At 52.2% G+C, this 11,221-nt stretch carries 14 protein-coding genes and 1 other annotated feature; of the genes, 8 read left to right on the forward strand and 6 right to left on the reverse strand.

Annotated features, from left to right (window positions below; all coding sequences use genetic code 11):
• Nucleotides 1-77 precede the first annotated feature (77 nt).
• The 4 genes from bamD (at nucleotide 78) to pheA (ending at nucleotide 2,869) form a co-directional block, all read left to right on the forward strand.
• Nucleotides 78-821, forward strand: coding sequence for an outer membrane protein assembly factor BamD (bamD, locus tag ACRCWW_RS11320; protein ID WP_438682510.1), 744 nt, complete (start codon nucleotides 78-80; stop codon nucleotides 819-821).
• 272 nt (nucleotides 822-1,093) lie between these two features.
• A complete protein-coding gene (gene raiA / locus ACRCWW_RS11325) occupies nucleotides 1,094-1,429 on the forward strand; it encodes a ribosome-associated translation inhibitor RaiA (protein ID WP_438682511.1) in 336 nt (111 codons plus the stop codon).
• Nucleotides 1,430-1,560: 131 nt separating this feature from the next.
• Nucleotides 1,561-1,686 (forward strand) — a sequence feature (Phe leader region).
• A complete protein-coding gene (gene pheL, locus ACRCWW_RS11330; RefSeq protein WP_110512077.1) occupies nucleotides 1,562-1,609 on the forward strand; it encodes a pheA operon leader peptide PheL in 48 nt (15 codons plus the stop codon). Its footprint overlaps the feature before it by 48 nt.
• 22 nt (nucleotides 1,687-1,708) lie before the next feature.
• On the forward strand, nucleotides 1,709-2,869 hold the full coding sequence (pheA, locus tag ACRCWW_RS11335) for a bifunctional chorismate mutase/prephenate dehydratase (RefSeq protein ID WP_438682512.1): 1,161 nt from the start codon (nucleotides 1,709-1,711) through the stop codon (nucleotides 2,867-2,869).
• Here the strand turns inward: pheA and ACRCWW_RS11340 are convergent.
• From ACRCWW_RS11340 to aroF, 3 genes are all read right to left on the reverse strand, one after another.
• A complete protein-coding gene (locus ACRCWW_RS11340) occupies nucleotides 2,866-3,738 on the reverse strand; it encodes an SMP-30/gluconolactonase/LRE family protein (RefSeq protein WP_438682513.1) in 873 nt (290 codons plus the stop codon). The genes pheA and ACRCWW_RS11340 overlap by 4 nt on opposite strands.
• Nucleotides 3,739-3,802: 64 nt before the next feature.
• On the reverse strand, nucleotides 3,803-4,924 hold the full coding sequence (tyrA, locus tag ACRCWW_RS11345; protein ID WP_438682514.1) for a bifunctional chorismate mutase/prephenate dehydrogenase: 1,122 nt from the start codon (nucleotides 4,922-4,924) through the stop codon (nucleotides 3,803-3,805).
• Nucleotides 4,925-4,933: 9 nt separating this feature from the next.
• A complete protein-coding gene (aroF, locus tag ACRCWW_RS11350) occupies nucleotides 4,934-6,004 on the reverse strand; it encodes a 3-deoxy-7-phosphoheptulonate synthase AroF (protein ID WP_404658758.1) in 1,071 nt (356 codons plus the stop codon).
• A gap of 219 nt (nucleotides 6,005-6,223) precedes the next feature.
• On the opposite strand from aroF, the gene ACRCWW_RS11355 reads away from it, so the two are divergent.
• The 4 genes from ACRCWW_RS11355 (at nucleotide 6,224) to ACRCWW_RS11370 (ending at nucleotide 8,980) form a co-directional block, all read left to right on the forward strand.
• Nucleotides 6,224-6,595 (forward strand): DUF2799 domain-containing protein, encoded by a 372-nt coding sequence (locus tag ACRCWW_RS11355; protein ID WP_438682515.1) that lies wholly within the window; start codon nucleotides 6,224-6,226, stop codon nucleotides 6,593-6,595.
• Nucleotides 6,596-6,659: 64 nt separating this feature from the next.
• A complete protein-coding gene (locus ACRCWW_RS11360) occupies nucleotides 6,660-7,268 on the forward strand; it encodes a YfiR family protein (protein ID WP_438682520.1) in 609 nt (202 codons plus the stop codon).
• A complete protein-coding gene (dgcN, locus tag ACRCWW_RS11365) occupies nucleotides 7,261-8,481 on the forward strand; it encodes a diguanylate cyclase DgcN (RefSeq protein ID WP_438682516.1) in 1,221 nt (406 codons plus the stop codon). The genes ACRCWW_RS11360 and dgcN overlap by 8 nt, the downstream gene beginning before the upstream one ends.
• A gap of 16 nt (nucleotides 8,482-8,497) precedes the next feature.
• Nucleotides 8,498-8,980, forward strand: a complete 483-nt coding sequence (locus ACRCWW_RS11370) for an OmpA family protein (RefSeq protein ID WP_438682517.1) — start codon at nucleotides 8,498-8,500, stop codon at nucleotides 8,978-8,980.
• A 3-nt stretch (nucleotides 8,981-8,983) separates the two neighbouring features.
• On the opposite strand, the gene ACRCWW_RS11375 is transcribed toward ACRCWW_RS11370, so the two are convergent.
• The 3 genes from ACRCWW_RS11375 to rplS all read right to left on the reverse strand — a co-directional run.
• Entirely contained in the window at nucleotides 8,984-10,351 is a 1,368-nt protein-coding gene (locus ACRCWW_RS11375) for a PepSY-associated TM helix domain-containing protein (RefSeq protein WP_438682518.1), read from the reverse strand.
• A 35-nt stretch (nucleotides 10,352-10,386) separates the two neighbouring features.
• Nucleotides 10,387-10,815 carry a DUF2946 domain-containing protein gene (locus ACRCWW_RS11380; RefSeq protein ID WP_438682519.1) on the reverse strand — a complete coding sequence of 143 codons (429 nt, stop codon included), beginning with the start codon at nucleotides 10,813-10,815 and terminating at the stop codon, nucleotides 10,387-10,389.
• Between the two features lie 130 nt (nucleotides 10,816-10,945).
• A partial coding sequence (gene rplS, locus ACRCWW_RS11385) for a 50S ribosomal protein L19 (RefSeq protein ID WP_408719559.1) occupies nucleotides 10,946-11,221 on the reverse strand: 276 nt, incomplete at its 5' end.

The raw sequence follows: 11,221 nt of genomic DNA on the forward strand, positions 1-11,221 counted from the left end.
TGCTATTGTAGCTGGTCTTAATCGGGAGCAGGAATGATAATCTCCCGCATAAACATTCTGAGGAAAGTCAAAACGTCATGACGCGCATGAAATACCTGGTGGCCCTTGCCACACTGAGCCTGGCTTTGGCGGGTTGCTCCGGTTCAAAGGAAGAGGTGCCTGATAGCCCGCCAAATGAAATCTACGCGACTGCTCAACAAAAGTTGCAGGACGGTAACTGGAAACAGGCGATAACGCAACTGGAAGCGTTGGATAACCGCTATCCATTTGGCCCGTACTCTCAGCAGGTGCAGCTGGATCTGATTTATGCGTATTACAAAAATGCCGATCTGCCGCTTGCTCAGGCTGCTATCGATCGTTTTATGCGTCTGAACCCGACCCATCCAAACATCGACTACGTCATCTATATGCGTGGCCTGACCAACATGGCGCTGGATGACAGTGCTCTGCAGGGCTTCTTTGGCGTTGATCGTTCAGACCGCGATCCGCAGCACGCTCGCGATGCATTCAACGACTTCTCCAAACTGGTACGTGGCTATCCGCAGAGCCAGTATTCATCCGATGCCTACAAACGCATGGTGTTCCTGAAAGACCGTCTGGCGAAGTATGAGTTGTCGGTCGTGGATTATTACACTGACCGTGGTGCATGGGTTGCTGTCGTGAACCGCACAGAAGGCATGTTGCGTGACTTCCCGGATACGCAGGCGACTCGTGATGCGCTGCCGAAGATGGAAAAAGCTTACCGCGAAATGCAGATGAACGCTCAGGCGGAAAAAGTGGCCAAAATCATTGCCGCCAACGGTAGCAAAACCAACGGGTAATTTGCTCTGTTGATAAAAAACGGCAGCCCATTGAGCTGCCGTTTTTTTATGCAATTCGTTATGAAGCTGAAGCGGTTTAGCGCTGACGCATCCCATCAACTATGGCTCTCTTTTGCCACTTCCTCAAGTAAAAAATCCCCTGTTCCTGTCCTGTCTCACAAAATGCATGGGTTGACAAAAAGTGACAAAAATACGTGATTTACATCACACATTTTGACATTGGGACAGGTATGCTGGACTCACCAAGACGGGAAAGACAAGAGGTAAAATTTATGACAATGAACATTACCAGTAAACAAATGGAAATTACTCCGGCTATCCGCCAGCATGTCACAGACCGTCTCGCCAAACTTGAAAAATGGCAAACTCAACTGATTAACCCACATATCATTCTGTCCAAAGAGCCACAGGGTTTTGTTGCCGATGCGACCATGAATACCCCGAACGGCCATCTGGTTGCCAGCGCTCGCCACGATGATATGTACACTGCCATTAACGAATTGATCAACAAGCTGGAAAGGCAGCTCAATAAAGTGCAACACAAAGGGGAAGCACGTCGCGCCAACGCATCGGTGAAAGACGTCAACTTCGTTGAACAAGAAGAGTAATCCTTAACAACTGTGTTAATCCAACGCGCCTCCGGGCGCGTTTTTTGTTTAACTTTATGCCCAAGCGCTTTTGCGGTTGACAGCATGAAAACAGTGCGGTTACTTTAACTGCACTGTCTCAAGGATACCCTGATGAAAATTGTTCCGTTCTTCTTCGCATTCTTTTTTACCTTCCCCTGAACGGGAGGCGTTTCGTCATGTGATAAAGAATGCGAAGACGAACAATAAGGCCTCCCACACCGGGGGGCCTTTTTTATTAATAACAAGAAAGGCGACATTATGACTGCGGAAAATCCGTTACTGGCTCTGCGCGATAAGATAAGCGCACTGGATGAAAAATTGCTCTCTCTGCTGGCGGAACGCCGTGGGCTAGCAGTAGAAGTAGGCAAAGCCAAACTTCTGTCACACCGTCCTGTACGCGATATCGACAGAGAGCGCGATCTGCTCGAACGTCTCATTACCCTTGGGAAGACTCATCACCTTGATGCGCATTACATTACCCGTCTGTTCCAGTTGATCATCGAGGATTCTGTTCTTACCCAGCAGGCACTGTTGCAACAGCATCTGAATAAAATCAATCCACACTCAGCCCGCGTCGCTTTTCTGGGGCCGAAAGGTTCTTACTCTCACCTTGCTGCTCGTCAGTATGCTGCCCGCCACTTTGAGCAATTTATTGAAAGTGGTTGCGCTAAGTTCGCCGATATCTTTAATCAGGTTGAAACCGGGCAAGCCGATTACGCGGTCGTGCCGATTGAAAACACCAGCTCTGGCGCCATCAACGATGTCTACGATCTGCTCCAGCACACCAGTCTGTCTATCGTGGGTGAAATGACGATCCCGATTGATCACTGCGTTCTGGTTTCGGGTTCGACCGACCTGGATAAAATTGAAACGGTATACAGCCATCCGCAACCTTTCCAGCAGTGCAGCCAGTTCCTGAACCGTTACCCGCACTGGAAAATCGAATATACCGAGAGCACATCTGCCGCAATGGAGAAAGTAGCCGAAGCTAACTCCCCTCACGTTGCCGCTCTGGGCAGCGAAGCCGGCGGCGGCTTATATGGTTTACAAGTGCTTGAACGCAATCTGGCTAATCAGACGCAAAACATTACCCGCTTCGTCGTGCTGGCTCGCAAAGCAATTGATGTATCCGATCAGGTTCCCGCAAAAACCACGCTCCTGATGGCAACGGGCCAGCAGGCCGGTGCACTGGTAGAAGCCCTGCTGGTATTACGAAACCACAATCTGATCATGACCAAACTCGAATCCCGCCCGATTTACGGCAACCCGTGGGAAGAGATGTTTTATCTGGATATCCAGGCGAACCTGGAATCGGACACAATGCAAAAAGCATTGAAAGAGCTGGGTGAAATCACCCGCTCGATGAAGGTCCTTGGCTGCTATCCAAGTGAAAATGTGGTACCGGTCGACCCGGCCTAAGTCCCCACAAACGGCAACTTCTTCATTCCTGCCACGCTAACTGGCAGGGTGAAGATGGCACCTGATAACGGGTGTTGCCTCACCTCTTCCGCGCCCATATTTTCGCGAGTGGTGGTGATGAACAACGTTTTCATCTCTTCCCCGCCAAAACAGACCATCGTAGGGCAGCGCACCGGCAAACGGTGCTCTTCAAGTATTTTGCCCTCCGGCGAAAAACGCACAACGCGCCAGCCATCAAACAGGGCACTCCAGTAACAACCCTCTTCATCAATAGCAGCCCCGTCAGGAATGCCTTCACCTGCGGAAAACTGATGGAAAACGTCACGTTGACCTGGCTCTCCCTCGTCATCCAAAGGCGTGCGATAAATAACGCCATTCGGCGTATCCGAGGTGTACATCCATTTTTTATCGGCGCTGAACGCCAGGCCATTTGCTCCATGAATATCGCACTGGATGACTTTCGGCTTCAGCCGATTATCGACCCGCACCAATAATGCGCCGTTATAATCGCCAGGCCCCCAGAACGTTCCCGCATAGAAACGCCCATCACGATCGGTTCCGCCGTCATTAAAACGCGCAAGTTGGGAATTACTGGGGTTATCGCAGATCTTACGGACCAATAAGCCATGCTTATCGCTTAACCAAATGGCGCTTCGCAACGCCACAATAAACCCCCCGTTTTCCCGCAGCGCAAAACAGCCAACTTCTTCCGGGAATTGCAGAACCTGATGCTCGCCACTTCGCAGATCGTAACGGTGAATTTCATATTCAAGGATATCGGCCCAATAAAGCGCCTGTTCAGACTCACTCCAGGTGGGGCATTCCGGCAGATGGCCGGTGTAATCAAACAAGACTTCGGGCTGTGTCATGATCGTTTCCCTATAAAAAAAGCCAGCGGGTTCCCCCTCTGGCTTTTGAGTATAAACAGTTTTTTTATTGCCGACTGTCGTTGGCCTGGCGTAGCAGCGTCCGGCTTTCGCTCTGGAAACGCTGGGCGTAATCCCCAAACCAGTGCTCAACCTTACGGAAGCTTTCGATAAAGGCTTGTTTATCGCCCTGCTCCAGCAGACCAATCGCCTCACCAAACCGCTTGTAGTAACGCTTGATCAGCTGAATGTTGCTCGGCGAAGACATAATAATATCGGCGTAGAGCTGTGGATCCTGCGCAAACAGCCGACCCACCATAGCCAGTTCAAGACGGTAAATTGGCGATGACAGCGCCAGCAGTTGCTCAAGCTGAACGTTCTCTTCCGCCAGATGCAAGCCGTAGGCGAAAGTGGCGAAGTGGCGCAGCGCCTGAATAAACGCCATATTCTGGTCGTGTTCAACAGCGCTGGTGCGATGCAAACGCGCGCCCCAGACCTGAATTTGTTCGAGGAACCACTGGTAGGCTTCTGGCTGGCGACCATCGCAATAAACAACGACCTGCTTCGCAAGACTGCCGCTATCCGGCCCAAACATCGGGTGCAAGCCCAGAACCGGCCCATTATGAGAAGCTAACATCGCTTGCAAAGGCACCGCTTTAACGGAAGCCAGATCCACCAGAATGCAGTCTGCTGGCAGCTTTGGCAGTTTCTCGATGATTTGCGCGGTGGTATGAATCGGCACGCTGACAATCACCATACCCGCATCAGCCACTAGCGCTTCAGCCTGAGCCCAGTCTTCTTTCTCAAGAATGCGAACCTGATAGCCAGACAGCGTCAGCATCTTCTCGAACAGACGCCCCATCTGACCACCGCCGCCGACGATCACTACTGGACGCAGCTGCGGACAAAGGGTTTTGAAACCTTTGTCATTTTCGCTGGAGTAGGACTCACGCATCACGCGACGAAGCACGTCCTCAATCAGGTCCGGTGGAACACCCATCGCAGCCGCTTCCTGGCGACGTGAAGCCAGCATTGAGGCTTCACGCTCAGGCACATAGATGGGCAAGCCGTACTTGCTTTTGACTTCCCCAACCTCGGCCACCAGCTCCAGGCGGCGCGCCAGTAATCCCAGCAGCGCCTTGTCTACTTCATCGATTTGATCGCGCAGTGCGGTCAGTTCAGCAACCATAAATTCCTCTTACGCCAGACGAGCCGCAAGCTGGCCACGCAAATCTTTGTCCAGTTCACGCAGCAGGGCGTCCGTCGTTTCCCAGCTAATGCAGGCATCAGTGACCGACACGCCGTACTTCATGTCGCAACGTGGCTGTTCGGAAGACTGATTGCCTTCATGGATATTACTTTCAATCATCAACCCAATAATGGAACGATTGCCGTCTTTGATTTGTGCCACCACGGATTCTGCCACGGCAGGCTGACGACGGTAGTCTTTATTGGAGTTACCGTGACTGCAATCTACCATCAGAGCCGGTTTCAGTCCTGCCTGTTCCATCTCTTTTTCGCACTGAGCAACGTCTGCCGGGCTGTAGTTTGGCGCTTTACCGCCGCGCAGGATCACGTGACCGTCTGGGTTGCCCTGAGTTTGCAGCAAGCAAACCTGACCGGCCTGGTTGATCCCCACAAAGCGGTGCGGCATTGCTGCTGCGCGCATGGCGTTGATGGCCGTCGCCAGGCTGCCGTCGGTGCCGTTTTTAAAGCCAACGGGCATTGAGAGACCAGATGCCATCTCGCGATGAGTCTGAGATTCGGTAGTACGTGCGCCAATGGCAGACCAGCTGAACAGATCGCCAAGGTACTGCGGGCTGTTCGGGTCGAGCGCTTCGGTCGCCAGTGGCAGACCCATACTGACCAGTTCAACCAGCAAACGACGAGCAATTTTCAGACCGCCTTCCACATCAAACGAGCCATCCATGTGCGGATCGTTAATCAGCCCTTTCCAGCCCACGGTGGTACGTGGTTTTTCAAAATAGACGCGCATCACCAGGTAGAGGCTATCGCTGACCTCTGCGGCAAGAGCTTTAAATCGACGAGCGTATTCGATCGCTGCTTCCGGATCGTGAATGGAGCACGGCCCACAGACCACCAGCAGGCGCGGATCACGACCAGCAATGATATTGGAAATGGTCTGACGAGAATCGGCAATCTGGGCTTCCTGAGCGGCAGTCAGCGGGAACTCTGCTTTCAGCACTTCAGGGGTGATCAGAACGTGTTCGTCGGAGATATGTACGTTGTTCAGCGCGTCTTTTTGCATGATGGCGATCCTGTATAGCTCGTTTGCGATAATGGGGTTCCTCACTGAGGATGGGTTAACGATATCATACGCGGTAAAGATTTCAATCCATATTCCGTAAATTATACGTTACACAAGCCATCTTAATTGCATTTCACCTGTCAAAACTCGTAAACAAAACATTCCACTCGCGATACCCAGCGGCTACGCTATGCTGAAAGCATTAATTCGGAGGTCCTGATGAAACCCTTTCTGTGCGCTCTGTTACTCCTTCTGTTAAGTGGATGCAAACTTGATCCGTACGCCGATCTGCCCAAAGGTGCAACTGACTGGTATGGCGAGGGCATTGATGACGGACGAACCGGCGTCAAACCGCGTAGCGATGACATGCTTGCCAGTGATTTGGACGATCCAAAGGTCAATCGTCCACTGTACCTTAAGGGTTATGCTGTCGGCCTCGACGATATCTGTCAGGCCCATCTGCTCTTTGGCTGGGGCGTTTCCGGCAAGATTTATCCGGAAGGTTGTGACAGCAAAAGCAATGCAAAAGAACTGCGAGAAGCATGGGATAAAGGGATGAAAGAAGGTGCGCAGTCGACATTAGTGCGTTGAGGTCAAACACTGGCTGCTTATTATGAAGTCTTTCAACAACGCACTGTTTCTAATACGGTCGTTAATGACGGGAATTAAGAATAATGGTACTCTTTATATAAGTTTTGTGAATATATCATCTCTGGATGCATGGCGGTTTCAGGTGAGCACCCGGTGGCAACCTTTTTCGTGCCGTTTGATTGCGGCACTGTTCATTACTTGTGTGAATGCCCCGGTATACGCAGCCTCTGCCGGACAGGATAACGCTGTCCGCGATATTGTTTCCGGCATCATCAGTTACACTCGTTGGCCATCGCTCAATGGCCCACCCACCCTGTGTGTCTTTTCAACGTCCACCCTTAGCACCACGCTTCCCGACGATGCCCATAGCGTAAAAAACTACCAGACCGTGATTGTCCATAATGAACAAGATGCCCTGTCTGCCCGCTGTGATGCCCTTTATTTTGGTACCGAACCTCCAGAACGTCAGCAGCAAATCGTGAATCGTTTTCAGAACCATCCGTTACTGACCATTGCCGAACAAAACGCCGAATGCAGTATTGGCAGTGCATTTTGCCTGCAGCGTCATGAGGAACGAGTCACTTTTTCCGTGAATCTGGATGCCCTTTCCAGAAGTGGTGTCAGGGTCAATCCGGACGTTCTCATGCTTGCCCGGAACAAAAAACATGAATAAGGACATCTCCGCCGCGCCGCGCCCGACGTTTAAAAGAACCTTACGGCGCATCAACACCACCAGTATCGTCATTACCATGACTCTGATTTGGTTGATGCTGTGCGCGGTTTCAGTCGTGACCTTTAAACAGTATGCGCAAAAAAATCTTGAGCTGACTGGCGCAACAATGAGCCACAGCATTGAAGCCGCGCTTGTCTTTGGCGATGCTACAGCGGCGACTGACACACTGGCGATGCTGGGTAAGCAGGGGCAGTTTGCTCAGGCTGAGGTCTTTAATAAACGCAACGAATTGTTTGCTCATTGGGCTTATGAAAGTGAGGCCAATAGCGAGCGCTTTAATCTCATGCTCAGCCATTGGTTATTTCCGAAGCCTGCTGCACAGCCGGTTATCCATAATGGTGAAACTATCGGTCAGATAAGGCTAACGGCCAGAGATAGCCTGATTGGCCATTTTATCTGGAACTCGCTGGCCGTTCTCACCAGCTGTATTTTATTGGCTACTGCCGCCGCAATGCTTATTTCACGCCATCTGCACGCCGATGTGGTGAATGCATTGCAGAATATCGCCGATGTCGCACATGACGTCAGAACCAATCGAAATTTTTCCCGTCGCGTGCCTGATGAGCGAATAGAGGAATTTCACCACTTCGCCCAGGACTTCAACAGCCTGCTGAATGAAATGGAACAGTGGCAAACCTCGCTGCAAGCCAAAAATGATCAGTTGCTGAAAACAGCCATGCACGATCCGCTTACGGGTCTTCCCAATCGGGCAGCGTTTCGTAACCGTATTCATGCCCTGATGGGGGACAGCGCCGCAAAAGCGACGGCGGCACTGCTGTTTTTGGATGGCGATGATTTCAAAGACATCAACGATACCTGGGGCCATGCCGCTGGCGACTGCGTGCTCATTGAAACGGCTGTTCGCCTGGTTGAATTTGGCGGTAAGCAGCACTTTGCCTATCGATTAGGCGGCGATGAATTCGCGATGATCCTCATTGGCATTAGCGATGAACCCCAGGTACAGCGCATCTGTTCAGGTGTCGCACAGCAATTTAGCCGTTCGGTAGACATGCATAACGGCTATCTGACGCCCTTTACGCTCAGTATTGGTTATGCCCTGGCCTGGGAACATGATGCAGTGGAGACTTTACTCGAACAGGCCGATAAGAATATGTACCTGATGAAAAATCAGCGAACCAAAACAGCTATCTGACAACAAGGAACTCAGCATGCTTAAGCGCCTAATCACCCCTTTCCTCCTGACCGCCCTTTTTCTGACTGGCTGCCAGGCGCCGCAGGGAAAATTCTCCCCCGAGCAAATTGCTGAAATGAAAGCCTGTGGCTTCAGTGAAAACAACGGTGACTGGTCATTGGGTCTGAACGATAAAATCCTGTTCGCGACCAACGACTACCAGCTTAAGGACGATAGCCGTCAGCAAATTCAGAAGATGGCGTCTCAACTGGCAGCCACCGGGCTGAAGCACATGCGTATGGATGGGCACACAGATAACTATGGTGAAAGCAGCTACAACGAAGCGCTCTCACTCAAACGTGCAAATCGCGTGGCGGATGCGTGGGCGGAAGGTGCACATATCCCGCGCACCAACCTGACAACCCGCGGGCTTGGGGAAAAATACCCTGTCGCCAGCAATAAAACGTCGCAGGGTCGTGCTGAAAACCGTCGCGTGACAATCGTTATCAGCACGCCCTGATAACTATTCTGGCGACTCAACCTCGCAAACTGTGCTGGCCATGCGCCAGCGCAGAACATCTATTGCGATAAACAGCACAAGACTCACCCCCAACACCGGCATCGAGAATGCCAGCAATAAAGCAATCACGCCTGCAACACAGCGTCCGGTTGCAGAAAGATCACACCAGCTCTGAGTGAGCGTCATGAGTGGATTGTATTTCGACGGCGACGGCCGACGGATCCACCACAATCGATACCCCATCACGATCATCACACATAGCGACAAGCCAAAAGCGATCAGGACGATCTGGTTAATCACACCGAATAACAGCCCCATATGGAAATCCACGCCCCAGCGCGTAAGCTTCGCCATTAACGGGAAATCGGCAAAGCGAGTGCGATCCACAACCTGCATTTTATCCGCATCGATAGCCACGGCATCCACCTGCGTCGGCCAACCCCGATCAATCTCTGTCACCGTCCAGGCTTTATCGGCGCTTTTCGGTGGGCGGATCTCAAGCTTACGTGCGTCAATGCCGGACTGCCGGGCAAGATGCAATACGTCGTCAAACTGCGCCAGATCCAGCGGCATCGCCATTGGCATGGTCATTGTCATGCCTGAGTGATGCTCCGCATGAGGGTCCTGCATCATCGCCTGCCCGCTAAGCTGAGTGTTGACCTGCGGCGTTAACCAGCCAAAGGTTGCGCGCAGCTTATCGACGTTGCCGCCAGCCCACTGCGACCAAGTCAGCCCTGTGACAGAGAACAACAGCATTCCGACGAGCAGCAGCCAGCCCAGCGAAACGTGCAGACGACGAGTATTTTGCACGCGGTTGTTGATGCGCCGTTTCGGGCGAGTGAAAAACCACAGTGCAATTCCGCCACAGGCAGCGAACCACATCCATGACGCGGCCAGCTCGCTGTAAAGCCTGCCGATATCCCCCAGCAACAAAGAGCGATGCGCGTAGTCAATCCACTGGCGTAACGGCAAAATACCGCTCGTGCCATAGACAGTCATACCCCCCTTCACCGCAAGCGTTGCCGGATCGATAAAAATGGCGCGGCTCTCTGATTCCCCGAGAGAGTTATCGCTAAACATCACGCGAGTGGTTTCCCCTGGCGTAAGCGAGGGACGGACGGCAAACAGCGGCAAATGCTCACCGACAGCTTGCTCCGCAACAGAGATTTGCTCGGCTAACGAGTGGCTGTCTGCACTCTGCTGAGCGGTTAATGCTTCCCGATAAATCCAGCTTTCCAGCTTTGGCGTAGCCACATAGAGCGTGCCGGTCAGCGCGGCAACGAAAATAAACGGCCCGACGAACAGGCCGACGGCAAAATGAAGGCGGCGCAGCAGGTTGATCCATGCCGCGCGTGGAGTGCAGGTGGTCATACTTTTCCTTTTAAAAGCAAACAGGGGTATGGCGCTTAAACGCCCATTGTTGTGTTGTTAGCAAATAAAAGCAGACCAGCCGGCGGGGCGCGGGTTTGAGGGAAGAGCCAGGGGAAAAAATGCCATGCCTGAATCACAGGCCGTGAGGGGCGTTCGCGTAAACGCAGCAATAGCGCGCCTATCAGCAGAACCAGAGCCAGGATCAGGCCCGGAACATGAGCCAGTAACACGCAGTAACCGCAAGCCTCAGCGTGATCGACAGGGATCAGAACAGGCTTATGACCATCATGATGCTCACCCATCATCGACATATCGTGGTGCATCATGCCCGGCATAGCGCTCATCGGGTCTTTTTGCAGGGAGACGGAAATCAGCGGAGCCACAATAATCAGCGCAATAGCAAACAGCGCGAACCAGGCCGCGAGACGTTTGCTGTGACTGCGATGAAATCTGTTTCCGGCCATCTTCCCCCCAAAAAGCGGAGGCATTGTAAATGATTTATGGCGCAGACGTTAACATTCACCCTCGCAGAGATGAAAAAAGGGCCAGCCTTTCGGCCAGCCCTTTTTATCTGGATGTCGCGTTAGCGAGATCTTAGTTAAGACGCTCTTTGATACGAGCAGACTTACCAGTACGCTCACGCAGGTAGTACAGTTTAGCTTTACGAACGGCACCACGGCGTTTAACAGCAATGCTGTCAACTACTGGAGAGTGAGTCTGGAAGACACGCTCAACACCTTCGCCGTTGGAAATTTTACGAACAGTGAATGCAGAGTGCAGACCGCGGTTACGAATAGCGATAACCACGCCCTCGAATGCCTGCAGACGTTTTTTGGAACCTTCAACAACCCATACTTTCACTTCCACGGT

Origin of the sequence: Scandinavium sp. (assembly GCF_051650185.1) — a bacterium.
Taxonomy (GTDB): domain Bacteria; phylum Pseudomonadota; class Gammaproteobacteria; order Enterobacterales; family Enterobacteriaceae; genus Scandinavium.

What these genes read in the sequence shown, in the direction of transcription:
- bamD (WP_438682510.1), top strand. Translation starts at nt 78, where the DNA reads ATGACGCGCATGAAATACCTGGTGGCCCTTGCCACACTGAGCCTGGCT.
- raiA (WP_438682511.1), top strand. Translation starts at nt 1,094, where the DNA reads ATGACAATGAACATTACCAGTAAACAAATGGAAATTACTCCGGCTATC.
- pheA (WP_438682512.1), top strand. Translation starts at nt 1,709, where the DNA reads ATGACTGCGGAAAATCCGTTACTGGCTCTGCGCGATAAGATAAGCGCA.
- ACRCWW_RS11340 (WP_438682513.1), bottom strand. Translation starts at nt 3,738, where the DNA reads ATGACACAGCCCGAAGTCTTGTTTGATTACACCGGCCATCTGCCGGAA.
- tyrA (WP_438682514.1), bottom strand. Translation starts at nt 4,924, where the DNA reads ATGGTTGCTGAACTGACCGCACTGCGCGATCAAATCGATGAAGTAGAC.
- aroF (WP_404658758.1), bottom strand. Translation starts at nt 6,004, where the DNA reads ATGCAAAAAGACGCGCTGAACAACGTACATATCTCCGACGAACACGTT.
- ACRCWW_RS11355 (WP_438682515.1), top strand. Translation starts at nt 6,224, where the DNA reads ATGAAACCCTTTCTGTGCGCTCTGTTACTCCTTCTGTTAAGTGGATGC.
- ACRCWW_RS11360 (WP_438682520.1), top strand. Translation starts at nt 6,660, where the DNA reads ATGACGGGAATTAAGAATAATGGTACTCTTTATATAAGTTTTGTGAAT.
- dgcN (WP_438682516.1), top strand. Translation starts at nt 7,261, where the DNA reads ATGAATAAGGACATCTCCGCCGCGCCGCGCCCGACGTTTAAAAGAACC.
- ACRCWW_RS11370 (WP_438682517.1), top strand. Translation starts at nt 8,498, where the DNA reads ATGCTTAAGCGCCTAATCACCCCTTTCCTCCTGACCGCCCTTTTTCTG.
- ACRCWW_RS11375 (WP_438682518.1), bottom strand. Translation starts at nt 10,351, where the DNA reads ATGACCACCTGCACTCCACGCGCGGCATGGATCAACCTGCTGCGCCGC.
- ACRCWW_RS11380 (WP_438682519.1), bottom strand. Translation starts at nt 10,815, where the DNA reads ATGGCCGGAAACAGATTTCATCGCAGTCACAGCAAACGTCTCGCGGCC.